The organism is Shimia sp. W99 (genome assembly GCF_053851455.3).
The window spans coordinates 712,492-734,673 of sequence record NZ_JBSQBU020000001.1; the positions used below are offsets into that span (position 1 = coordinate 712,492).

22 protein-coding genes are annotated in these 22,182 nt (G+C 60.4%); 16 read left to right on the forward strand and 6 right to left on the reverse strand.

Annotated elements, in window-relative coordinates; translation table 11 throughout:
- Nucleotides 1-7: 7 nt before the first annotated feature.
- The 5 genes from ACS3QZ_RS03470 to miaA all read right to left on the reverse strand — a co-directional run bounded on the left by ACS3QZ_RS03470 (nt 8) and on the right by miaA (nt 7,011).
- Nucleotides 8-2,095 (reverse strand): dipeptide ABC transporter ATP-binding protein, encoded by a 2,088-nt coding sequence (locus ACS3QZ_RS03470; RefSeq protein WP_456036586.1) that lies wholly within the window; start codon nt 2,093-2,095, stop codon nt 8-10.
- Nucleotides 2,096-2,201: 106 nt separating this feature from the next.
- Nucleotides 2,202-3,653 (reverse strand): ABC transporter permease, encoded by a 1,452-nt coding sequence (locus ACS3QZ_RS03475; RefSeq protein ID WP_456036587.1) that lies wholly within the window; start codon nt 3,651-3,653, stop codon nt 2,202-2,204.
- Nucleotides 3,654-3,668: 15 nt separating this feature from the next.
- A complete protein-coding gene (locus ACS3QZ_RS03480) occupies nt 3,669-4,754 on the reverse strand; it encodes an ABC transporter permease (protein WP_093094033.1) in 1,086 nt (361 codons plus the stop codon).
- A 411-nt stretch (nt 4,755-5,165) separates the two neighbouring features.
- On the reverse strand, nt 5,166-6,074 hold the full coding sequence (locus tag ACS3QZ_RS03485; protein WP_456036588.1) for a helix-turn-helix domain-containing protein: 909 nt from the start codon (nt 6,072-6,074) through the stop codon (nt 5,166-5,168).
- Nucleotides 6,075-6,129: 55 nt separating this feature from the next.
- A complete protein-coding gene (gene miaA, locus ACS3QZ_RS03490; protein ID WP_456036589.1) occupies nt 6,130-7,011 on the reverse strand; it encodes a tRNA (adenosine(37)-N6)-dimethylallyltransferase MiaA in 882 nt (293 codons plus the stop codon).
- A 119-nt stretch (nt 7,012-7,130) separates the two neighbouring features.
- On the opposite strand from miaA, the gene pyrH reads away from it, so the two are divergent.
- The 14 genes from pyrH to ACS3QZ_RS03560 all read left to right on the forward strand — a co-directional run bounded on the left by pyrH (nt 7,131) and on the right by ACS3QZ_RS03560 (nt 19,723).
- Nucleotides 7,131-7,865 carry a UMP kinase gene (pyrH, locus tag ACS3QZ_RS03495; protein ID WP_093094036.1) on the forward strand — a complete coding sequence of 245 codons (735 nt, stop codon included), beginning with the start codon at nt 7,131-7,133 and terminating at the stop codon, nt 7,863-7,865.
- A 61-nt stretch (nt 7,866-7,926) separates the two neighbouring features.
- Nucleotides 7,927-8,493 (forward strand): ribosome recycling factor, encoded by a 567-nt coding sequence (frr, locus tag ACS3QZ_RS03500; protein ID WP_456036590.1) that lies wholly within the window; start codon nt 7,927-7,929, stop codon nt 8,491-8,493.
- A gap of 5 nt (nt 8,494-8,498) precedes the next feature.
- Entirely contained in the window at nt 8,499-9,221 is a 723-nt protein-coding gene (uppS, locus tag ACS3QZ_RS03505; RefSeq protein ID WP_093094038.1) for a polyprenyl diphosphate synthase, read from the forward strand.
- Nucleotides 9,218-9,991 (forward strand): phosphatidate cytidylyltransferase, encoded by a 774-nt coding sequence (locus tag ACS3QZ_RS03510; protein WP_093094039.1) that lies wholly within the window; start codon nt 9,218-9,220, stop codon nt 9,989-9,991. The genes uppS and ACS3QZ_RS03510 overlap by 4 nt, the downstream gene beginning before the upstream one ends.
- Nucleotides 9,988-11,160: a 1-deoxy-D-xylulose-5-phosphate reductoisomerase gene (gene dxr / locus ACS3QZ_RS03515; protein ID WP_456036591.1), complete on the forward strand. Its 1,173-nt coding sequence runs from the start codon at nt 9,988-9,990 to the stop codon at nt 11,158-11,160. The genes ACS3QZ_RS03510 and dxr overlap by 4 nt, the downstream gene beginning before the upstream one ends.
- Nucleotides 11,161-11,169: 9 nt before the next feature.
- Nucleotides 11,170-12,516: an RIP metalloprotease RseP gene (gene rseP, locus ACS3QZ_RS03520; protein WP_456036592.1), complete on the forward strand. Its 1,347-nt coding sequence runs from the start codon at nt 11,170-11,172 to the stop codon at nt 12,514-12,516.
- A gap of 79 nt (nt 12,517-12,595) precedes the next feature.
- Nucleotides 12,596-12,733, forward strand: coding sequence for a hypothetical protein (locus tag ACS3QZ_RS03525; protein ID WP_165610067.1), 138 nt, complete (start codon nt 12,596-12,598; stop codon nt 12,731-12,733).
- A gap of 177 nt (nt 12,734-12,910) precedes the next feature.
- On the forward strand, nt 12,911-15,262 hold the full coding sequence (gene bamA / locus ACS3QZ_RS03530) for an outer membrane protein assembly factor BamA (RefSeq protein ID WP_456036593.1): 2,352 nt from the start codon (nt 12,911-12,913) through the stop codon (nt 15,260-15,262).
- Between the two features lie 6 nt (nt 15,263-15,268).
- Complete coding sequence (locus tag ACS3QZ_RS03535) at nt 15,269-15,823, forward strand: OmpH/Skp family outer membrane protein (RefSeq protein ID WP_456036594.1); 555 nt, start codon at nt 15,269-15,271, stop codon at nt 15,821-15,823.
- A gap of 92 nt (nt 15,824-15,915) precedes the next feature.
- On the forward strand, nt 15,916-16,380 hold the full coding sequence (gene fabZ, locus ACS3QZ_RS03540; protein WP_456036595.1) for a 3-hydroxyacyl-ACP dehydratase FabZ: 465 nt from the start codon (nt 15,916-15,918) through the stop codon (nt 16,378-16,380).
- A 5-nt stretch (nt 16,381-16,385) separates the two neighbouring features.
- On the forward strand, nt 16,386-17,183 hold the full coding sequence (gene lpxA, locus ACS3QZ_RS03545; RefSeq protein WP_093094044.1) for an acyl-ACP--UDP-N-acetylglucosamine O-acyltransferase: 798 nt from the start codon (nt 16,386-16,388) through the stop codon (nt 17,181-17,183).
- Between the two features lie 3 nt (nt 17,184-17,186).
- On the forward strand, nt 17,187-17,987 hold the full coding sequence (locus ACS3QZ_RS03550; RefSeq protein ID WP_456036596.1) for an LpxI family protein: 801 nt from the start codon (nt 17,187-17,189) through the stop codon (nt 17,985-17,987).
- Nucleotides 17,987-19,141, forward strand: a complete 1,155-nt coding sequence (gene lpxB, locus ACS3QZ_RS03555) for a lipid-A-disaccharide synthase (protein WP_456036597.1) — start codon at nt 17,987-17,989, stop codon at nt 19,139-19,141. The genes ACS3QZ_RS03550 and lpxB overlap by 1 nt, the downstream gene beginning before the upstream one ends.
- Before the next feature lie 3 nt (nt 19,142-19,144).
- Complete coding sequence (locus ACS3QZ_RS03560) at nt 19,145-19,723, forward strand: hypothetical protein (RefSeq protein WP_456036598.1); 579 nt, start codon at nt 19,145-19,147, stop codon at nt 19,721-19,723.
- 9 nt (nt 19,724-19,732) lie between these two features.
- On the opposite strand, the gene mnmA is transcribed toward ACS3QZ_RS03560, so the two are convergent.
- Nucleotides 19,733-20,878, reverse strand: a complete 1,146-nt coding sequence (mnmA, locus tag ACS3QZ_RS03565; RefSeq protein WP_456036599.1) for a tRNA 2-thiouridine(34) synthase MnmA — start codon at nt 20,876-20,878, stop codon at nt 19,733-19,735.
- Nucleotides 20,879-20,999: 121 nt separating this feature from the next.
- On the opposite strand from mnmA, the gene sciP reads away from it, so the two are divergent.
- Nucleotides 21,000-21,278 (forward strand): CtrA inhibitor SciP, encoded by a 279-nt coding sequence (sciP, locus tag ACS3QZ_RS03570; protein ID WP_456036600.1) that lies wholly within the window; start codon nt 21,000-21,002, stop codon nt 21,276-21,278.
- Between the two features lie 95 nt (nt 21,279-21,373).
- Nucleotides 21,374-22,093, forward strand: a complete 720-nt coding sequence (gene ctrA, locus ACS3QZ_RS03575) for a response regulator transcription factor CtrA (protein ID WP_093094050.1) — start codon at nt 21,374-21,376, stop codon at nt 22,091-22,093.
- Nucleotides 22,094-22,182 lie beyond the last annotated feature (89 nt).

Sequence of the window (22,182 nt, forward strand, 5' to 3'; positions counted from 1 at the left end):
TCGTGCGTTACTCGGCCGCGATCTTGATCACCGGGGTCATGCGCGCAAGAATATCATCCGCGAGGTGGCATTTGACCTGATGGCCTTCGGCGAGCTGGCGGACGGGCGGTACCTCTTGCTCACACAGGCCACCGGGCACCTCGGATTTCCAGCGGCAGCGCGTCTGGAAGGGGCAGCCCGGCGGCGGATTCATGGCCGAAGGAATGTCGCCCTCAAGAACGATGTGCTCCTTCTCCACGGACGTATCGGCAATCGGCACCGCCGAGAGCAGCGCCTCGGTATAAGGGTGATAAGGCGGCGCAAAGACCTGGTCGGTGGATCCCATCTCGACCACGTGGCCAAGATACATGACCATGACCCGATCGCTGAGATAACGCACGATGGAAAGGTCATGGGAAATGAAGAGCAGCGTGGTTTTTTCCTCGCGCTGGATTTCCATCAAGAGGTCGGTCACGGCGGCCTGCACCGACACGTCCAGCGCCGAGACAGGCTCGTCTGCCACCACGATGCGGGCCCCGCCCGCAAAGGCGCGGGCGATGCCGACACGCTGTTTCTGTCCGCCCGAAAGCTGGCGCGGCATGCGATCGGCAAAGGCGCGCGGCAGTTTGACGAGGTCGAGCAGTTCCAGCATGCGCTTACGCCGGTCGGCTTCGGACTCTCCAACGCCGAAGATTTCCAGGGCGCGCATGATCTGGCGGCCCACGGTCATCGACGGGTTCAGCGTATCAAACGGGTTCTGGAACACCATCTGCACATCAGCCACCGTCTTGGTGTCACGTTTCTGGATCGGGGTCTGTTCGATGTTGTTGCCATCGAGAAGGATCTGGCCGTCCGTGGCGGTTTCCAGCCCCATCAATACCTTGGCAAAGGTGGACTTGCCGCACCCCGACTCGCCCACGATCGCCAGTGTTTCGGATTCACGCGCCTCAAAGGATAGGGTTTCGTTGGCTTTCACCACCTTCTTGTCGCCGCCGCCAAAGAGGGCATTGGCCGCCACTTCGTAGTATTTCTTGAGATTGTCCATCTTGAGAACAACCTTGCCGACCTCGGCCTTTTCCTTTTGCTCTCCTACGGTGATCGGGGCGTTCCAGTCGATCTCCTCGGATTTCAGACAACGGGTTGAATGGCGCTCAAACCCTTTGACATTCACCATCGGAATGTCCTGTGCATCACAGCGTCCTTCTTCGAAATAGTCGCAGCGTGGGCCGAAATTACAGCCCGGCGGGCGTTCATGGGGCAGGGGGAAGTTGCCCGGAATCGCCACCAGCGGGCGCGCATTCTTGTCCGCTCCGGGAAGTGGGATAGATCGGAACAGCGCCTGCGTATAGGGGTGCTGCATGTTGTCGAACACATCTTCAATCGAGCCGCGCTCAACCGCTTCGCCGGAATACATCACACAGAGGCGATCACAGGTTTCAAGCACAAGGCCGAGATTGTGCGAGATGAAGAGCATCGACGTGCCGTATTTCTTGCCCAGATCCTTGACCAGTTCCACGACCGCCGCCTCGACGGTGACATCAAGCGCGGTGGTGGGTTCATCAAGGATCAGGAGCGCCGGTTTGGACATCAGCGCCATCGCGATCACGATCCGCTGTTGCTGGCCGCCCGAAAGCTGGTGCGGGAAGGAATTGAGCATCCGCTCCGGATCGGGCAGGCGCACATCCGTGACCACCTCGAGTGCACGGTCCCACGCCTCTTTTTCGCCGATCCCCTCGTGGATCATCGGCACTTCCATGAGCTGCTTGCCGATCTTCATCGCAGGGTTCAGCGAGGCCATGGGCTCCTGATAGATCATGGCGATCTCGTTGCCGCGAATATCGCGCAGCTCGTCAGCGCTCATTTCCGAAAGATCGCGGCCCTTGAACTTGATGGTGCCGCCGACGATCTTGCCGTTCTTGCCAAGGTCCTGCATGACGCCCAGCGCCACGGTGGATTTGCCGCAACCGGATTCCCCGACAAGGCCCACGGCCTCGCCCGGTTGCACCCGGACCGAGAAATCCATCACTGCGGGGATCTCGCGCAGGCGGGTAAAAAAGGAGATGGACAGCTTGTCGATCTCAAGGATCGGGCCATCATAATCTGCCAACTTGCTCATGTTCCGTTCTCCCTGTTGGAGCGGTGGGCATGCGCCCTATATGTCTTCATTTTGCCTGAAATACTCCGGGGGGACCGGGGGGCCAGCCCCCCGGCCACCGAAGGTATCAGTCTCTCAGGCTTTCTTCGCGCAAGCCGTCGGCCAGCAGGTTCAGGCCCAGCACAAGGCTCAGCAAGGACAGTGCCGGCACGATCGCGGGGTGCGGATAGATCGACAACAGCTTGCGTCCATCGTTGATCGTGGTCCCCCAGTCCGGGCTTTCGGGCGGCAGGCCAAGGCCAAAGAAGCCCAGTGTCCCGAGAAGGATCGTGGTGTAGCCGATACGCAGGCAGAAATCGACGATCAGAGGGCCGCGCGCATTGGGCAGGATCTCCCACAGCATGATGTACCACGGACCTTCGCCCCGTGTCTGGGCGGCGGCGACGTAGTCGCGGGTCTGTATGTCCATCACCAGCCCGCGCACGATGCGGAACACCGTGGGTGAGTTCACGAAGACCACCGACACGAACACCACCAATATCCCTGAGTTGATGTTGAAGAGATCCATGAAGCCTGGCAGCACGTTGATCACCGTACCCGGTGCGGAAATCGCCGAAAGATAGAGCCAGATCATCACCAGCAGGATCGCTGACAAAAGCGGCGTGCGCAGCTTGGGACGAGTGTAGAACCGCGAGTTCAGCAACACGCCGACAAAGATGATCGGGAAGGCAAAAAGCACCATGGCCATGAAGTTCGGGATGCCGGTTGCCACGATTTCGGGTGTCACCAGAAGGTAGAACAGCAGGATCACCGGGAAGGCCAGCACGAGATTGGCAAGAAACGACAGGAAGGCGTCGAGCTTGCCGCCGAAATACCCCGCCGGAAGGCCCAGCGTGATCCCGACCATGAAGGCGAACAGTGTCGCAAAGGGCGCGATCACGATCACGATGACCGACCCGTGCACCATGCGGCTGAACACGTCGCGGGCAAGGTTGTCGCCACCCAGAAGGTAATAGGGATAGACCCCTTCTTCGAGATTGCGCAATGGCGTGCCCGGCACCTTGTTCTTCATGCCCGAGAGCTGGGTCAGGGGGTCATGCACCGCGATCATGTCGAAAAGCCCGACAAACAGCGCCGTGTAAAACCAGAACATCAGAAGGCCGAAACCGATCATGCCAATCATGCTGTCAAACAGCTTGCCATAAAGCCCAAGCCTGCGCTTGTAGGTGATCGACAGCAGGAACGTCACCACGAGGGCAATCCAGACCGGGGCAAACTGGGCGGCGAGCGCGCCGACAATGCCAACCGTTCCAAGCGGCGTGAACATGCCAGCCAGGATGTAAAGCAGCACCAGCGCAACCAGCGCCAGGAGGCTGTATTTCACGCCCATGCCAATCATCGCGTTGGGGCCGGAGCCGCGACCAATCGTGCCATCGGCATTGATCACTTCGCTGACGGGCGGAAGGAGGTATGAGCCGATGATCTGCAACACCACGGCGGCGATGAAGATATAGGCGACGAGGGTGAAGACCGGATCGACGATTGCGCCGAAAGAGCCTGTCCAGGTAAGTGGTTCCATGTCTCAGACCCTCCCTTATGAAATCCGGATACGTGGGTTGAGGTAGACGTAGCCGATATCCGAGATCAGCTGCGTGACCAGAACCACGAAGACCGAGACCACCGAGACCGCGAGAAGCATCTCGATATCGTTGTTGCCCGCCGCGTTCACCAGCTGCCAGCCGAAGCCGGTATAGGAGAACAGCGTTTCCACGATCACCACGCCGTTGAGCAGCCATGGGAACTGCAGCATGATGACGGTGAAGGGCGCGATCAGCGCGTTGCGAAGCGCGTGTTTCATCACGATATTGCGGAAGCTGACGCCCTTGAGCCGCGCGGTGCGGATATACTGCGCGGTCATCACCTCGGCCATGGAGGCGCGTGTCATGCGGGCGATATAGCCCATGCCATAAAGCGCCACGGTCAGCACGGGCAGGGTGAAGTTTTCAAAGGTCACCTTGTCCATCGCCGTTTTTGCGGTGCCCTTGAAAAGCGCCTTGCCCTCGATCAGCCCCATCTCGTGCAGCCACGGCCCAATCCCGTTCCGGGTTGAGGCCAGGAGCGCGATGAAGATCACGCCGGAGACGTATTCGGGTGTTGCCGTTGAAAGGATCGAGGCGGTCGACAGGGTGCGGTCGGTGCGCGAGCCTTCGTTCATGCCCGCCAACACGCCGATGATCAGGGCCGAGGGGACCATGACCACCATGACCCAGAACATCAGCTTGCCTGTATTGGCCAGACGAGAGCCCAGAACATTGGCAACAGGTTCCTTGGCCACGGTCGAAAAGCCCCAGTCGCCCTGCAGGATGCCGCAGTAACGAGGGGTATCCTCGGGCGCCACGCCCGGACGAACACATTTGCCGACGACGGATCCGTCTTCCTTGGTCATCGCGTGTCCCGGCAGAACTCCGAGCCATTGCAGGTATTTGATCGGGGTGGGCTGCAGGTAGCCGCGATCCCCGAGATAGCTGGCGACAGCTTCTTCCGACATGCGGAAGTTGCCCTGGGTCTTGGCCAGTTTTTCAAGATTGGGGTACAGGTTGGTCAGGAAGAAAACGATGTATGTCAGGCAGATTGCCGTGAGCAACATCATTCCGAACCGCCTTAGTATGAATAGTCCCATGTGGTTCCCTGTTCTTTTGACCGCGCCCGTGCCCTGAGAATCGGGGTCAAAGCGCTGGTGGCAAGGACGGGATCGCCCGCAAAGGCGCCCCCTGTGTCAGTTTTTGTTCAGCAGCAAGCGGGGCAGAATGCCCGCGCAAGGGGGCGTTTGAGATCGAAAAGAAAGACGCCGCAGATGCGGTAACAGTGGTCTGGCTGGCGTGTTGGCAACGATTTCCCCCCCGGCGTGCCATGTCGCGTGCTGAACAAGCGGTTTTGTTATGAGATGCCGTCAGATGCGGCATCTGTTTTGGTTATGAGCTTCATTCGGCAACAGAATTGGCGTTACGTCAACGGTTGCTATCGTCATTTGAGGGGCAAAAAACGACATCGCCGGTGTCGAATTTGGCAAATGAGGGGCTTGCAGGCCCGATCAGATACGGGGGCGGTCGCCCTGGGCCTGTTTGCGAATCTGGCTGGGCGCGTGGCCAAAGTGCTGTTGCGAAAACCGCGTGAAATAGGCCGCGCTGCCGAACCCGAGCGATGCGGCTATCTCGTTTATCGGCTTTTCGGTGTGGATCAGAAGGGCACGGGCCTCGTGCTGGACCATTTGGGACAGCATATCGGCAGCGGTCAGTCCGGCGCATTGGCGGCAGACCCGGGTCAGGTGGGTTGGCGTGATGTCGAGTTGTTCGGCATAGGCGGCCATGGATTGCCCGGAGCGGAATTCGAGCGCCAGAAGATCGCAGAAGCGGCGCACCAGTCGTTCGCCGGCCTTGGCCGGGGGCAGGGGGCCAATGCTCTGGATCTGGCGGCGCAGCGCGATCGACATGAGATGCGCCTGTGCGTTGAGTGCCTCGGCAACAAAGGGGCGATCTTCGTGCAGTTCGCGGCGCATGTCATCGAGGATGCCGGTCATCTCGGCCTGGGCAAGTCCATCAGTCAGGCGCAGATGCTGAGTGCGGTCGGGCAGGGTGACGCGACCGTCATCGGGGATCAGGATCGCCTGACCCTGAACCTGCAATCCAAGTTCGAAGGCCAGAAGCTTGCCCGCCGGAATGAAGAGCGCATTGTGGGGGCCGAAACCGCGGCGCAGTCCGTGCAGGAGGACACGCCCCTGTCCTCGGGTGGTCCAGAGCAGAATATGGTGGTGACGCACATGCAGCTGTTCAAGAAGCCAGGGTTCGCCTTTGACAAGCTGCGCGATGGTCAGCACCTTGATCTGGGAGAGCGGTCGATCCGGAGAGGGATGCAGGGGCACGCTTGCGGACTTGGCCGACTGCAGGGGTTGCTGGCCCGGACGTGTCATGAATGACGGGATATGTAAATTCCGTGTGGTCATCTGGGCATTATTGATGCCCCGGATGTCCTTTTTTGGCAAGTGCGTCGATTGATGGTCAGGCGGATTCCGGCCTGTACCTGATCCAGTTTCGCATTTTGGATCGGAACCACGTGCGTTGCCGTTTGGCGAACTGGCGCGTTGCAACCGTGGCCTGCATGCGGGCGTCGTCGAGCGTGAGGGCGCCTTGTAGATGCGCGACGAGTTCAGGCGCGCCGATGGCTTTTGCCGAGAGGTGGGCCGGATTCCACGTGGCAAGGTTGGCGCGAGCCTCGTCGAGCGCGCCGTGTTCCAGCATCAGGTCAAAGCGGCGGGCAATGCGGGTGTTGAGCCAATCCTTGTCCACGTCGAACAGAATGGCGGTCGTTTCTGGCAAGGGCAGCAGGGGCGGCGGGGTGTTGTCCTGCCAGTCGGCCAATGGACGCCCCGTGGCTTGCAGGACCTCCCATGCCCGTTGCACGCGCATCGGGTTGAGACGGTCGATTCGGGCGGCGGTTTCGGCATCGAGTTCGGCCAGAAGCGTTTCGAATCCTTCTCGAGCGACGCGGGCATTGGCCGTTTCGCGAATATCTGGGGGGGTGGCCGGAATATCGGCTAAACCCTGTGTGAGCGCGGTGAAATAGAGGCCGGTGCCGCCGACGATGATGGGGCGTTCGGTGCCCTTCAGAAGGGGGGCAACCTCGCGCAGCCAGTGGCCCACCGAGTATTCGGCGTCAAAGGGGACATGCCCGTAAAGCAGGTGTGGCGCGCGCCGCTCATCCTCTTGCGAGGGCCGCGCGGTCAGCACGCGCCAGTTGGCAAACACCTGGATGGCGTCGGCATTGACGATCACACCGCCGTCCCGTTCGGCAATCTCGAGCGCAAGCGCGCTTTTGCCGCTGGCGGTCGGTCCAGCGATCAGGACGGGCTGATCTTTTGGAATGTCTGGCAGGACTGTCATGGCAGTGGGGCGCCCGAAAACGCGAAATCATGGAATTGAGGGAACTCTCGCATTGAACCTGACCGCGTTTTCCGACATTTTGCGCGCGATCCTAAATCGACGCGCAGAGGAAGTGCAACATGAGCGACGACACCGCCCCGAACGAGACCACCTACAACCGTGTGATGCTCAAGATTTCGGGGGAGGCGCTCATGGGAGACCAGGGCTTTGGCCTGCATCCCCCTACCGTGCAGCGGATCGCCCGCGAGGTGAAATCGGTTCATGATATGGGCGTCGAAATCTGCATGGTGATCGGCGGCGGCAACATTTTCCGGGGGCTGCAGGGCTCGGCGCAGGGGATGGAGCGCACCACGGCCGACTACATGGGCATGCTGGCGACGGTGATGAACGCGCTTGGGATGCAGTCGGCTCTTGAGGCCGAAGGTGTCTTTACCCGAGTGATCTCGGCCATCCGCATGGATGAGGTGTGCGAGCCCTATATCCGCCGCCGCGCGGTGCGCCACCTGGAGAAAAAACGGGTCTGCATCTTTGCGGCCGGGACCGGGAACCCTTATTTCACCACCGATACAGCGGCGACGCTGCGTGCCAACGAGATGGCCTGTGAAGCGATCTTCATGGGCAAGAACGGGGTGGACGGGGTTTATGACAAGGACCCCAAGGAACATGACGACGCCACCCGCTATGATCAGGTGAGCTATGATGACGTGCTGACCAAGCGTCTGAAGGTGATGGATGCCAGCGCAATTGCGCTGGCGCGGGAAAACAACCTGCCGATCATCGTCTTCGGTCTGGACGAGCCGGGCGGGTTCAAGGGCATTCTCGCGGGCCGGGGCACCTATACAAAGGTCCAGTGAAGCCTTTAAAGTAAAAAATGAAACAGGGGTGCATGGCCCCGGCAAAAAAAAGAGCAAGCCAATGTCCGAAGAAGACTTTGAGATTGATACCGACGACCTGACCCGCCGCATGGATGGCGCCATGGGGGCGTTGAAGACCGAATTTGCATCGCTGCGCACCGGGCGGGCTTCGGCGACGATGCTGGAACCGGTTATGGTGGATGCCTATGGTCAGAAGACCCCGATCAACCAGGTGGGAACGGTCAACGTGCCCGAGCCGCGCATGGTGACGATCAATGTCTGGGACAAGTCGCTGGTCAGCGCCGTGGAAAAGGCGATCATGAATTCCGGCCTCGGCATCAACCCGCAGACAAACGGCACGATCGTGATGCTGCCGATTCCCGAGTTGAACGAGGAACGCCGCGCAGAGCTGGCACGGGTGGCCGCACAATATGCCGAACATGCCCGTGTCGCGATCCGAAACGTGCGTCGTGACGGCATGGACCAGATCAAGAAGGCCAAGGCCGCTGGCATGTCGGAAGATGACCAGAAGATCTGGGAAGGCGAAGTACAGGACCTGACCGACCGTTTCATCAAACAGGTCGACGCGGCGCTTGAGCACAAGCAAGCCGAAATCATGCAGGTGTAACGCAAATGCCCGAGGACATCACTGCGCAAGGTCCGCGCCATGTGGCCATCATCATGGATGGCAACGGCCGCTGGGCCCAGGCCCGGGGGCGTCCTCGGTTGTTCGGCCACCATGCAGGGGCCAAACGGGTCAAGGAAATCGTGCGCGCCTGCAAACCGCTGGGCGTCAAGTACCTGACGATATTTGGTTTTTCGACGGAAAACTGGAAGCGGACGCAATCCGAGGTGGCCGGGCTGATGAGCCTGTTCCGCGCCTATATCCGCAAGGAAGCGCGGGCGTTGAAGGCCGAAGGTGTGCGGGTGCGATTTATTGGCGACCGTCCGGGATTGGATGCCAAGCTGCGCGCGCTCATGGATGAGCTGGAAGAGCTGACGGCGGAGAATGACGAGGTCAACCTGACCATCGCGCTCAACTACGGGGGGCGGGACGAGGTGGCCCGCGCGACCCAGCGCCTTGCCGAAGATGTTCAGGCCGGGCGGCTCAAACCGGAAGAGGTGAACGAAGAAACCCTTCCGAAATACCTTGATACCTGCGTGTTGCCCGATCCCGACCTGGTGATCCGTACAAGCGGAGAGGCACGGATTTCCAACTTTCTTCTATGGCAGTCAGCCTATGCGGAGTACGAGTTCATCGACACGCTTTGGCCAGATTTCTCGGAAGACGAGTTCCGGCGGCTGGTTGTTTCCTATTCCATGCGTGACCGCAGATTCGGTGCAGTAAGCGCGTGAGCGGGGCGGGCGGCACATGGGGCGATCTGCCGGCGCGGTTGGGCTCGGCAGCGGTCATGCTGATCATCGGGGCGTCGGCGATCTGGGCCGGCGGCGTGTGGTTTCACGAACTGGTGGCGCTGATCTGTGGCGGCATGATCTGGGAATTCTCGCGACTGATGGGGCCGGAAAAGCGCCGTTTCGCGATTCCGATGGGGGTTTTGGCGGCGGCGGCCATGGCGGCGACCATGTTCCTGCCGGGGCAGGCGGTCCTGCCTGTGCTTTTGGCGGTGGCCATCGCAGGGGCAACGCAGCTTGAGAAAGATCGTTTGATATACGGCGCTTATGCGTCGGCGTTGATCCTTGCATGCTATGGGCTGATCGTTGTTCGCGATGTGCGCGGCGCCTATTGGATTGTCTGGCTGGTGTCGGTGGTGGTGGCCACAGACGTTGCTGGATATTTTGCCGGGCGTCTGCTTGGCGGGCCGAAATTCTGGCCCAAGGTCAGCCCCAAGAAAACCTGGTCCGGGACGATTGCGGGCTGGATTGCGGCAGGGGCCGTGGGTGTTGTGTTCGGTGGGCCGGCATTGATCGTGCTAAGCGTATTGACCTCCTTTGCCTCGCAGATGGGTGATGCGGCTGAAAGCGCGCTCAAGCGGCGGGCAGGGATCAAGGACAGCTCGAACCTCATTCCGGGGCATGGCGGATTGCTTGACCGGTTTGACGCTATGATGGGCGCGGCATTGTTCGTTTTGTTGATGGGGGCGGCGCTGGGGCTGCCGGCACTATGAGAAAAGTCAGTATTTTCGGGGCGACGGGGTCGATCGGACAGAACACGATCGATCTGATCGCGCGTGAACCCGGTGCCTATGATGTGGTGGCGCTGACCGGGGGGCAAAATATCGCGCACCTTGCGGCGGATGCGCGGCGGCTTGATGCACAGATCGCGGTAACGGCAGACGAGTCACGCCTTGGCGAGTTGCGCGAGGCACTGGCTGGGTCTGGTGTGGAGGCGGCGGCAGGCACACGCGCCATCGTCGAGGCGGCCACGCGTCCCGCGGATTGGGTGATGAGCGCGATTGTCGGCGCGGCGGGGCTGGCGCCGGGAATGAAGGCACTTGAGCAAGGGGCGACGCTGGCGCTTGCCAACAAGGAATCGCTGGTCACGGCGGGCGACCTGATCATGCGCACGGCGCGTCAGCATGGCGGGCGTATCCTGCCGGTGGACAGTGAACATTCCGCCGTATTCCAGGGCCTCGTTGGCGAGGACATGGGCGCGGTGGAGCGGATCATCATCACCGCCAGTGGTGGTGCGTTTCGTGATTGGAGCCTGCAGGAGATGGCCCGGGCGACCCCGGAACAGGCCGCGAAACATCCGAACTGGGATATGGGACTGCGGATCACCATCGACAGCGCCAGCATGTTCAACAAGGCGTTGGAAGTTATTGAAACCAAGGAGTTCTTTGGTTGTCCGCACAACATGATCGAGGTGCTTGTGCACCCCGAATCGATGGTGCATGCGCTGGTCGGTTTCAAGGACGGGGCGTTGATGGCGCATGTCGGTCCGCCCGATATGCGTCATGCCATCGGGTATGCGCTGCATTGGCCGGACCGGCGCAAACTGCCGGTCGAGCGGCTTGACCTCGCCAAGATCGGAACATTCACATTCCGCCAGCCCGATCCGGTGCGTTACCCGGCACTTCGGCTTGCGCATGAGGTGTTGGAGGCGGGCGGCCTGGCGGGGGCGGTGTTCAACGCCGCCAAGGAAACCGCGTTGGACGGGTTCCTGGCCCGGCGGATCGGTTTTCTTCAGATGGCCGAGGTGGTTGAGGAGGTGCTTGAGCGCCTCGTGGCATCACAATGCCTTAAGAATGCCGAAATGACCCTTGATACCGTGCAGGAAACTGACCATCTGGCTCGCAAGACGGCCCAAGAGGTCATGGCTGAGCAGGACAGGTAGGAACGCGTTTTGGACATTTTTTCCCTTCTTCCGAGTTTCGGGAACTCGATTCTTGTGGTGTTGGCTTTTATCGTGGCCTTGTCGGTCATCGTCGCGATCCATGAATACGGGCACTACATTGTCGGGCGCTGGTCGGGGATCGAGGCGGAAGTGTTCTCGCTCGGGTTTGGACCGGTGATCTGGTCGCGCCACGACAAGCGGGGCACGAAATGGCAGCTCGCGGCGTTTCCGCTCGGGGGCTATGTGCGCTTCAAGGGCGATGCGAACGCGGCCAGCGGCAAGGACGGCGAAGCCATGGAAGGGCTGTCGGATGAAGAGCGGCGCCACACCATGCATGGCGCACCGCTTTGGGCGCGCACGGCAACGGTGGCTGCTGGACCTGTATTCAACTTTATCCTGTCGATCCTGATCTTTGCAGGCGTGCTGATGTCCAATGGCAAGGTGGGCGACGCGCTGATCGTGGGCGAACTGCGTGACCTTCCGGGGGTGAACTATACGCTTAAAGAAGGTGACGAGGTTCTGGCGATTGACGGTCGGGCGCTGCCTTCGATGGAAGATGGCGACGCGTATGATGCTTTCTGGGAAGACATGACCAAGGCCAATCCGCTGCCTTATGAGGTGGTGCGAGCCGGGGAAACCATCGAGGTGACAGGGCCTTACCTCTATCCGCCGATCGTGCTTCATCTGGCGCCGAAATCGGCGGCCTATTCTGCCGGATTGCAGGTGGGAGATGTGTTTACGGCGATTGACGGGACCCCCATCGTGGCGTTTGCACAGCTCAAGGACGCGGTGGAGAACGGCAATGGAAAGACGCTGCAGATCACGGTCAACCGGGGTGGGGCGGAGCAGGTATTTGACCTGACACCGCGCCGGGTGGACGAGCCGCAGGAAGATGGCGGGTTCAAGACTTACTGGCGGATCGGTATCGGCGGTGGGCTGGCGTTCGAACCAGCCACGGAAGCGCTGGGTCCGGGGGCCGCGGTCTGGAGCGGGGTCAAGCAGACCGGGCGCATCATCGAGGGGTCGATCTCGGGGCTGTATCACATGGTCACGGGCGCGATCAGCAGCTGCAACCTTTCGGGGCCGGTGGGCATTGCCCAGACCTCGGGCGCGATGGCGAGTCAGGGCCTGCAGAGCTTTGTTTGGTTCATCGCGGTGTTGTCGACGGCGATCGGCATGCTCAACCTGTTCCCCATCCCGATCCTGGATGGAGGGCACCTGGTATTCTATGCATATGAGGCCGTGACCGGCAAACCGCCAAGCGACGGGGCATTGCGTATCCTGATGACGATTGGCCTGACAATCGTGCTTGGATTGATGGCCTTTGGCCTGACCAACGACCTGTTTTGCCCATAAGCGCCACGGGCATGCCCCATTTCTGCCAGATTCCCTGCCTAGCTTTGGCGGTGACGAACACAGAACCAAGGCCAATGTCATGCACACGATTGAAGACGGATACCGCGCACTCGGATTGCTGATTGATATCAACTGGGATCGCCTGTTGTTTCCGGCGGCGATATTGGGCGGATTGATGCTTGGTGCGTATCTGGGCATGTTCCTCAGCCAGTTCTGAGCCCCCTTAGGAACCGGTTTGACGGCAATGGCCCGCCACCAGATGATGTGGCGGGTCATTGTCATTCTACCAAGCCCTGTGGATAACTCGACAAACACCTGCGCGTATTGGTCTTTTGACAAGAGGCCTCAGACTCGGTAGTGACGTTCCAACTGGGATGTCTTGCGGAGTTTGGGAATGGCCAAACATGAAAGAGCTTTGGCGGTGGCCAAAGACGGCGGCAATACACGACTTCGACAGATCGTATTTGCGTTTTTCTTTTTGATTTCAGCGGTTTTGCTTGCGCTTCCGAATTTGGCTTCGGCGCAGCAGTACCAGTTCGGCAGTATCAGCGTGGAGGGCAACCAGCGGATCGAATCCGCTGCGGTGATCAGCTATTCCGGGCTCAAGACGGGTCAGACCGTCTCTGCCGGGCAATTGAACGCGGCCTATCAGCGGGTTTTGGCCAGTGGGTTGTTCGAGACCGTGGAGCTTGTTCCCAGCGGAAACCGGCTGGTCATCAAGGTGCAGGAATACCCGACGATCAACCTGATCAACTTCGAAGGCAATGCCCGACTCAAAGATGATGCGCTGGCCAGCCTGATCGAGTCGCAATCGCGGCGGGTGCTGAACCCGACAGTTGCGGAGCGTGACGCGGCGCGGATCACCGAGGCCTATGCGCAGTCCGGGCGCCTTGCCGCGCGGGTCACGCCGCGCATCATCCGCCGCAGCGACAACCGCGCCGATCTGATCTTCGAGATCTTCGAGGGCGGCATTGTTGAGATCGAGCGGATCGGATTTGTCGGCAACCAGGAATACTCGGACCGTCGCCTGCGCCGCGTGCTGGGCACCAAGCAGGCGGGTCTTCTGCGGGCCCTGTTCAAACAGGACACGTATGTCGACGACCGGATCGAGTTCGACAAACAGGTTCTGCGCGATTTCTATCTGTCGCGCGGCTTTGTCGATTTTCGCGTAACCAGCGTGAATGCTGAACTGTCGCGGGAACGGGACAGCTATTTCATTACCTTCAACATTCAGGAAGGGCAGCAGTTCGAATTCGGCAAGATCACCGCGACCAGCGAAGTGGCAGGCGCGGATCCAGACGAATATCTTGCCGCGATCAAGCTCAAGCCCGGCGTCATGTATTCGCCGTTGCAGGTGGAAAACGCCATCGCGCGCATGGAAACGAAGGCGCTCAAGCAGGGTCTGGATTTCGTCCGGGTCGACCCGCGCATTACGCGCGACGATGCCAATCTGGCGCTCGATGTGGAGTTCGCCATTGTCAAAGGCCCGCGCATCTTTGTTGAACGTATCGACATCGAAGGCAACACGACCACGATCGACCGGGTGATCCGGCACCAGTTCCGAATCGTCGAAGGCGATCCGTTCAACCCGCGCGAAATCCGCGAAAGCGCCGAGCGCATTCGCGCGCTGGAGTTCTTTGAAACCGCCGAGGTGAATGCCCGTGAGGGGAGCTCGCCCGATCAGGTGGTGATCGACGTTGACGTTGTCGAAAAGCCCACGGGTTCGCTCTCATTTGGTGCGACCTACGGAACCAATGACGGGTTCGGCCTCGTCGTGCGCTTCAACGAGCGCAACTTCCTTGGTCGTGGTCAAACTGTTGGGTTCTCGTTCTCGACGGCGTCGACCATCACCGATTATGGATTCACCTTCCTTGAACCGGCGTTCCTGGGTCGTGATCTCGCGGCCGGTTTTGCGCTGCGCTATCAGGAGTATGAGCCCAACGAGGCCCGCTTCAGCAACACGATTGGTGAATTTCAGCCGACACTGGCGTTCCCGGTCAGTGAATATGGTGAGATGGCGTTGCGGTATACGCTGCAGAACTCGGAAATGGATATCAACAATGGCGAAGCGCTTCCCGGGTCGATCATCGACACTGAAGCGGCGCGCGGCGATATCTGGAAAAGCTCGGTCGGCTATACCTACAGCTTTGACACGCGCAACCGCGGGCTTGATCCGAACCGGGGCGTCTTGCTTGAGTTTGGTCAGGATTTCGGTGGCCTTGGTGGGGATTACACTTTTATCAAGACCACTGCGCGTGCGATTGCGGAAACCCGGGTTTACCACGAGGAAATCACCCTGCGTGCGGTGCTTGAGGGCGGGGCGCTCTATTCGCCCGACAAAGACAGCCGCGCGGATGACCGTTTCATCACCACGGCGCGCAATATTCGCGGCTTTGAGCCCTTCGGGATCGGCCCGCGTGAATATCAGGGCGGAGGAGTGCAGGATGACGCGCTTGGCGGTAACTACTATGCCGTGGCCCGGTTCGAGGCAGAGTTCCCGCTGGGCTTGCCCGATGAACTCGGGATCAGGGGTGGTCTGTTCTATGATATCGGATCGCTCTGGGGGCTGGATGTTTCGTCGCCCAACGTGATCTATGAAGATTTTTCGTTGCGCCACGTTGTCGGCTTCTCTCTGTTCTGGGAAACGGCGATTGGGCCGCTGCGCTTCAACTTCTCCAAGGCGATCCAGAAAGAGAAGTTCGACAAGGAGCAGAACTTTGACTTCACCGTCAGCGCCCAATTCTAAGTCGTGATGGACCGGCTGTTTGCGCTTATTGCCTCGGTTTTGCTGGCTTTTGGGCTGGCAGGGCCAGGGCAGGCACAAGAGACGGGCGCGCCGATTTCGACCATTCTGACGATCGACAGTGAGCGTCTTTTCACGGACTCGCAATTCGGCCAGCGCGTGGCACGCGAAATTGCCGCCGAGCAGTCGGTTCTACGGGCCGAGAACCGCCAGATGGAGGCCAAGCTGGCCGAGGAAGAAAAGGTTCTTACCGAGAAACGCAAAGAAATGACGGCGGCGGATTTTCGGGCCGTGGCGGATGCGTTTGACCGCCGGGTCGAGGAGATCCGCGATTTCCAGGACAACAAGGCGCGCGAGATTGCCTTGCGCCAGGAGCGAGAGGAAGCGCAGTTCGTTCAGGCGGCACGCCCGGTGCTGGCCGAGTTGATGCGCGAAGCGCGGGCTTCGGTTATTCTGGAACAGCGCACGATTCTGCTTTCGGACAACGCAATCGACGTCACGCAGGAAGCGATTGGCCGGCTGGATGCGGCCATCGGCGACGGGTCGGGTCTTCAGCGGGAATAGGCCGCGGGACCATGCGCGCGCTTGCCCAACCGGGGCAGGGTTGCTAGGGACTTGTTCCAACACATGCACACAAATGACGGGAGCTTCTCGGGATGTCCGAAGAATTGAAAAGCGCAGATATCGGCCTGATCCAGCGGATTATTCCGCATCGCTATCCGTTTCTTCTCGTGGACAAGGTCGTCGATATCGACGGCTATGCCTCGGCACGGGGCATCAAGAACGTCACGATGAACGAGCCGCATTTTCAGGGGCACTTTCCGAGCAAGCCGATCATGCCGGGTGTGACCATTGTCGAGGCGATGGCACAGACCAGCGCCGTGATGGTGGGCGTGGCGATGGACATGGCCGACAAGGAGTTGCTGGTCTATTTCATGGGCATCGACAAATGCAAATTCCGCCGGATGGTGGTGCCGGGCGATGTTTTGGAAATGAATGTGAAAACCGTGCGCGGGCGGCCGGGCGGCAAGGTGTGGAAGTTCGAAGGTGTGGCCACTGTCGAAGGAGAAATGGCCTGTGAAGTCGAGTTCACGGCCATGATGGACCTGCCCAAGGAGTAACCCGGATGGCAATTGCGCAAAGTGCAACAGTGCACGCTTCGGCGGTTGTTGAAGAAGGTGCCGTCATCGGAGAAGGCTGCGTGATCGGCCCACTTTGCGTGGTGGGAGCGCACGTGGTTCTCAAGGAGCGGGTTGAGCTCAAATCACATGTGGTCGTGACCGGGCAGACCGAGATCGGGGCGGACACCGTGGTGTTTTCCTTTGCCGTGATCGGCGAGGTTCCACAGGATCTCAAGTTCAAGGGCGAGGCGTCACGACTTGTTATCGGGGAACGCAACCGCATCCGGGAACACGTGACGATGAACACCGGCACCGAGGGTGGTGGCGGTATCACGTGCGTTGGTGATGACGGTCTGTTCATGGCAGGCTGCCACATCGCGCATGACGCCCAGATCGGCAATCGGGTGATCGTGGTCAATTCCGCTGCCGTTGCCGGACATTGCGTAATCGAGGATGACGTGATCATTGGCGGGTTGTGCGGCATTCACCAATGGGTGCGGATCGGGCATGGCGCGATTATTGGCGCGCTCTCGATGGTGACGAATGACGTGATTCCTTATGGCCTTGTTCAGGGGCCGCGCGGCGCGTTGGACGGGCTGAACCTTGTCGGTTTGAAGCGCCGGGGCGTGGCCCGTGCGGACATTACCGCGCTGCGGGCCGCCTTCCAGATGCTGGCACAGGGCGAAGGGGCGTTCATGGAACGCGCAACGCGTCTCGGGGAGGAAACCGAGAGCGCCTATGTTCAGGAAATCGTGGATTTCATTTTGGGCGACACGGACCGGTCGTTCCTGACGCCGGGCTGAGCCATGGGACGTCTGGCAATCCTGTCCGGGGATGGCGCACTACCGCGTTTGCTGGCCGAGGCGCACCCCGAAGCGCTGCGCGTGGTGTTCAAGGGTGTGGCCCATGACATGCCCGACCCGGTTGAATTGCATTCCTTTGAGAAGATGGGTGGCCTTTTTGACGCTCTGCGATCGGCTGGCGTTGACGAATTGGTTTTGGCTGGGGCAATGGGGCGTCCGGCTCTGAACCCGGCCGAATTCGACGCCGGGATGATGGCGGTTGCACCGCGCTTGTTGCCCGCCTTGCAAGGCGGAGATGATGCGATCCTGCGCCTGATTATCGCCGTGTTCGAGGAACAGGGGTTTCGCGTGGTCGGTGCACATGAGGTGTTGCCCGGCCTGACCGTGCCCGAGGGGCTGTTTGCCGGGCCGGAACCCGGTGCGGATGCGCTCAGGGATGCAGCGAAGGCGACCGACATTCTTTTGGCGCTGTCGCCATTGGATGTGGGGCAGGGCGCGGTGGTCGCGGCCGGGCTGTGCCTGGGGGTGGAAACGCTGCAGGGCACGGACGCGATGCTGCGCTTTGTTGGTGCGACGCCTTCGCATTTGCGCAGGGCCAGGGGCGTTTTTGTCAAGGCCCCGAAACGGGGGCAGGATCTGCGTGTGGACATGCCCGCGATCGGCCCCGAAACGGTGCGCACTGCGGCGCAGGCGGGGCTTGAGGGGATTGTGGTGTCAGCTGGAAAGGTCTTGTTGCTCGAAGCCGAAGCCACACGCGCAGCGCTTGAGGAGACGGGGCTGTTCCTTTTGGGACGGGTGCTCTGATGAAGGTGTTCCTGGTCGCGGGCGAGATGTCGGGCGACAAGCTTGGCGGCGCGCTGATGGCGGGGTTGAAGACGCTTGTGCCGGAGGTGACCTTCCTGGGGGTCGGCGGACCGGCCATGCAGTCAGAAGGCCTGACGAGCCAGTTCCCGATGGAAGAGTTGAGCGTGATGGGCATTGCCGAGGTGTTGCCCAAGTACCGTCACCTCAAGCGGCGGATTGCCGAGACCGCCGAGGCGGTTCTACAGGCGCGACCGGATGTATTGATCACCATCGACAGCCCGGATTTCTCGCTGCGCGTGGCGCGGATCGTCAAGGACAAGAGCGACATTCGCACGGTGCATTACGTGGCGCCGACGGTCTGGGCCTGGCGTTCGGGGCGGGCCGGAAAGATGGCGAAGATGATTGATCAGGTTCTGGCGCTGCTGCCCTTTGAGCCGCCCTATATGGAAGCGGCCGGGATGCGGTGTGATTTTGTCGGTCATCCGGTCACAGCAGAACCAGTTGCCAGCGATGCCGACGTGCTGCAGTTCCGTGAAGCGCATGGGATTGGGGAAGCGCCTGTTTTGCTGGTGTTGCCGGGATCGCGCCGGGGTGAGGTATCGCGGCTCGGGCCGATCTTTGGGCAGGTGTTGCGGGATGTGCTGAATGCGCGTCCTGACCTGCGGGTGGTCCTGCCCGCAGCGGCACCCGTGGCCGCAATGGTCAAGGAGATGTGTCGCGACTGGCCGGGGCAGGTGATCGTGCTGGACCCGCGGGATCGGCCAGAGCACGAAGCGCAGGCCGAGAAGCGGGCAGCGTTTCGGGCAGCGGATGTGGCCCTGGCGGCCTCTGGCACGGTGTCTCTGGAACTGGCCGCGGCGGGGACACCGATGGTGATTGCCTATGACATGAACTGGCTGAGCCGCCAGATCATCGGCATGATGCTCAAGGTGGATACAGTAACGCTGGTCAACCTCGTGAGCGAGACGCGCATCGTGCCTGAACTGATCGGGGGGGATTGCCGGGCCGAGAGGATTGCTCCGGTTGTTCTGGATGTTCTGGGTGATCCGAGTGCGCAGACAGAGGCGATGGACCTGACCATGCAGCGGCTGGGCCGGGGCGGCGAAGCACCGGGTTTGCGGGCGGCAAGGGCTGTGCTGGATGGGCTTGGTTAAGGCATGGACGTCCTGACTTTTGGCCTGTCGGCCACGCTCGCACAAGTGCTGACCAATCTGGACAATCTTGCCTTGATGATGGCGATGATGGTGGCGGTCGGCGCCCGGCGGGCGATCGGTGGTTACTTGGTGGCGCAGACGGTGATTCTGGTTCTGGCGCTTGCTGTTGCCGAGGGGCTTGAGAGCGGATTGCCCGATCGGGTCGGCTATCTCGGGCTGATTCCCCTGGGGTTGGGCGTTCTCGGTCTGTGGCGGCAGTGGCGCAGGCAAGAGGACGAGGCGCCGGTCAAGGCAATTGAACGCGGCGGGTTGGTTGCGGCGGTGGCCTTGTACCTCAGCATTTCGGTAGACAGTTTTTCCGTCATGGTGCCGCTTCTGGCGGACTCGGTCGGAGCCTATCGATGGACCGCATTGGCCGGCGGTGGTTTGGGCGCGCTGCTTTTGGCCGGGGTCGGCATGAGCGTCACGCGATTGGCGCCCACTTCGTTGGATCGGATTTCTCGTCTGGAGCGGCTCGCGCCGCTGGTGATGATCGCGGTCGGGTTCTATGTGCTGCTGAACACCGGCACCGACGCTCTTTGACGGCGCGGCTCAGGCGCCGCGCCAGATCCAGCCGCCCCCAAAAATGCGACTTCCTTCCGGATCGTAGAATACGCAGGCCTGGCCGGGCGATACACCTTCTTCGGGCGTCAGGAGTTCAATCTCGGCCGTGTCCGGTCCGGTCGGTCGGATGACCGCTTCACGCGGTGGGCGGGTCGAGCGGACCTTGACCGCGAGGTGCCATTCCGGCTGGCTGTCAAACGGGGCATCACCAAGCCAGTTGATTTCTCGCACCGGGATGATGCGGGTGGCGAGCATGTCCTTTGGACCGACCACCACCTGTTTGGCGTCGACATCCAGCTTCACGACGTAAAGCGGTTCGGTTAGCCCGCCGATACCAAGGCCACGGCGCTGCCCGATCGTGTAGTGAATCACGCCCTTGTGTTTGCCCAGAATGCGGCCATCGACATGCACGATCTCGCCCGGTTCGGCGGATCCGGGGCGCAGTTTTTCGATCACGCTGGCATAATCGCCATTGGGCACGAAACAGATGTCCTGACTGTCGGGTTTGTCCGCCACGGCGAGGCCGTACTCCGCCGCCAATGCGCGGGTAGCGTCCTTGGAAGGGAGGTGACCCAGCGGGAAGCGCAGGTAGTCAAGCTGTTCCGGCGTAGTGGAGAACAGGAAATAGGACTGGTCGCGCGAAGCATCCGCCGCGCTGTGCAACTCGGGGCCATTTTCCCCGACCATGCGCTGGATATAGTGACCAGTCGCCATGCAATCGGCATCCAGATCCTTGGCTGTTTCTAGAAGGTCCTTGAATTTGACGCGTTCGTTGCAGCGGATGCAGGGAACGGGCGTGGCCCCGGCAAGATAGCTGTCGGCAAATTCGTCGATCACCGCATCCTGAAAGATGTTTTCGTAATCGAGCACGTAATGAGGGAAGCCCTTTTCTTCGGCCACGCGACGCGCGTCGTGAATGTCGATCCCGGCACAGCATGCACCTTTCTTGGCAAGCGTCGCGCCGTGGTCATAAAGCTGGAGCGTGACCCCAACCACGTCATAGCCTTCGTCAGCAAGCTTGGCCGCGACGACAGAGGAGTCTACGCCGCCCGACATGGCCACCACCACGCGGGTTTCAGAAGGTGGCTTGGCAAAGCCAAGCGAGTTGAGGGTCGTGTCGCCGTCAAGGGCCATGGGAATCTCCGAAACTGAAGTCGTCGAGAATATAGGAAAATCTTAATTACTCTCAAGCCCCGGTTTCAGGTCTCGTTAAGCGGTTTGGCGCAGCATGAGCGCCAGAACGAGGATGAGAGTGATGTTTCTGAAGAAAGTGGAAGGGCCGAGATGTGTTACCCTGGCCGACGGGCGGGTGATGACCCGCGCGGATTTGCCCCCCGGTGATACCAAACGGTGGGTGGCGTCGCGAAAGGCTGCGGTGGTGCGCGGGGTCGCCTATGGGTTGATAAGTCAGGATGAGGCGCTGAGCATGTACGGGTTGAGTGAAGAAGAATTTGGTGAATGGGTTACGGCGGTCTCGCGGCACGGCGTTGAAGCCTTGAAAGCCACAAGTTTACAAAAATATAGACAACCATAAGGAGAATGCCCTAGTTTCTGGGTGTCGGTAACTCGGGATTAACCTTTTTTGTTCACGGTTAGGTCCAACGACGCCCCTGATGCGAGGAGTTTTCTATGCGTGTTCTGTTGGTTGAGGATGATCCGACAACGTCCAAAAGTATCGAGATGATGCTGACCCATGCCAATCTCAATGTCTATGCGACGGACCTTGGGGAAGAGGGCATCGATCTGGCAAAACTGTATGACTATGACCTGATCCTGTTGGATCTTGGACTGCCGGACATGAATGGGCACGAGGTTTTGCGCCAGCTGCGCATTGCGCGGGTGGATACGCCGATCCTGATCCTGTCAGGCGCGGATGACACGGAAAGCAAGCTCAAGGGATTTGGGTTTGGGGCGGACGATTACCTGACCAAACCATTCCATCGAGACGAACTGGTGGCACGAATTCATGCTATCATCCGCCGGTCCAAGGGGCATTCTCAGTCGATCATCAAGACCGGGCGTGTGTCGGTCAATCTGGATGCCAAGACCGTCGAGGTGGATGGCAAACCGGTGCACCTGACCGGTAAGGAATACCAGATGCTCGAGCTTTTGAGCCTGCGCAAGGGAACAACCCTCACCAAGGAGATGTTTCTGAACCATCTTTACGGCGGCATGGATGAGCCAGAACTCAAGATCATCGACGTTTTCATCTGCAAGCTTCGCAAGAAGCTGAGCGAGGCTTCGGATGGAGCAAATTACATCGAAACAGTCTGGGGGCGAGGGTATGTTCTGCGCGACCCTGAACCGGGCAGCATCGGTGATGAAGAACAGATGGCGCTGCGCGCCTGACTGTTTCCTGAAACTGCGCGCTCGACGCGACCTCTGGACCTTGAGCGCGTGCCGCCCTATCACTTGGAACAAGTGATCAGGGAGCGCGC

What these genes read in the sequence shown, in the direction of transcription:
- ACS3QZ_RS03470 (WP_456036586.1), bottom strand. Translation starts at nt 2,095, where the DNA reads ATGAGCAAGTTGGCAGATTATGATGGCCCGATCCTTGAGATCGACAAG.
- ACS3QZ_RS03475 (WP_456036587.1), bottom strand. Translation starts at nt 3,653, where the DNA reads ATGGAACCACTTACCTGGACAGGCTCTTTCGGCGCAATCGTCGATCCG.
- ACS3QZ_RS03480 (WP_093094033.1), bottom strand. Translation starts at nt 4,754, where the DNA reads ATGGGACTATTCATACTAAGGCGGTTCGGAATGATGTTGCTCACGGCA.
- ACS3QZ_RS03485 (WP_456036588.1), bottom strand. Translation starts at nt 6,074, where the DNA reads ATGACCACACGGAATTTACATATCCCGTCATTCATGACACGTCCGGGC.
- miaA (WP_456036589.1), bottom strand. Translation starts at nt 7,011, where the DNA reads ATGACAGTCCTGCCAGACATTCCAAAAGATCAGCCCGTCCTGATCGCT.
- pyrH (WP_093094036.1), top strand. Translation starts at nt 7,131, where the DNA reads ATGAGCGACGACACCGCCCCGAACGAGACCACCTACAACCGTGTGATG.
- frr (WP_456036590.1), top strand. Translation starts at nt 7,927, where the DNA reads ATGTCCGAAGAAGACTTTGAGATTGATACCGACGACCTGACCCGCCGC.
- uppS (WP_093094038.1), top strand. Translation starts at nt 8,499, where the DNA reads ATGCCCGAGGACATCACTGCGCAAGGTCCGCGCCATGTGGCCATCATC.
- dxr (WP_456036591.1), top strand. Translation starts at nt 9,988, where the DNA reads ATGAGAAAAGTCAGTATTTTCGGGGCGACGGGGTCGATCGGACAGAAC.
- ACS3QZ_RS03525 (WP_165610067.1), top strand. Translation starts at nt 12,596, where the DNA reads ATGCACACGATTGAAGACGGATACCGCGCACTCGGATTGCTGATTGAT.
- bamA (WP_456036593.1), top strand. Translation starts at nt 12,911, where the DNA reads ATGGCCAAACATGAAAGAGCTTTGGCGGTGGCCAAAGACGGCGGCAAT.
- ACS3QZ_RS03535 (WP_456036594.1), top strand. Translation starts at nt 15,269, where the DNA reads ATGGACCGGCTGTTTGCGCTTATTGCCTCGGTTTTGCTGGCTTTTGGG.
- fabZ (WP_456036595.1), top strand. Translation starts at nt 15,916, where the DNA reads ATGTCCGAAGAATTGAAAAGCGCAGATATCGGCCTGATCCAGCGGATT.
- lpxA (WP_093094044.1), top strand. Translation starts at nt 16,386, where the DNA reads ATGGCAATTGCGCAAAGTGCAACAGTGCACGCTTCGGCGGTTGTTGAA.
- ACS3QZ_RS03550 (WP_456036596.1), top strand. Translation starts at nt 17,187, where the DNA reads ATGGGACGTCTGGCAATCCTGTCCGGGGATGGCGCACTACCGCGTTTG.
- lpxB (WP_456036597.1), top strand. Translation starts at nt 17,987, where the DNA reads ATGAAGGTGTTCCTGGTCGCGGGCGAGATGTCGGGCGACAAGCTTGGC.
- ACS3QZ_RS03560 (WP_456036598.1), top strand. Translation starts at nt 19,145, where the DNA reads ATGGACGTCCTGACTTTTGGCCTGTCGGCCACGCTCGCACAAGTGCTG.
- mnmA (WP_456036599.1), bottom strand. Translation starts at nt 20,878, where the DNA reads ATGGCCCTTGACGGCGACACGACCCTCAACTCGCTTGGCTTTGCCAAG.
- sciP (WP_456036600.1), top strand. Translation starts at nt 21,000, where the DNA reads ATGTTTCTGAAGAAAGTGGAAGGGCCGAGATGTGTTACCCTGGCCGAC.
- ctrA (WP_093094050.1), top strand. Translation starts at nt 21,374, where the DNA reads ATGCGTGTTCTGTTGGTTGAGGATGATCCGACAACGTCCAAAAGTATC.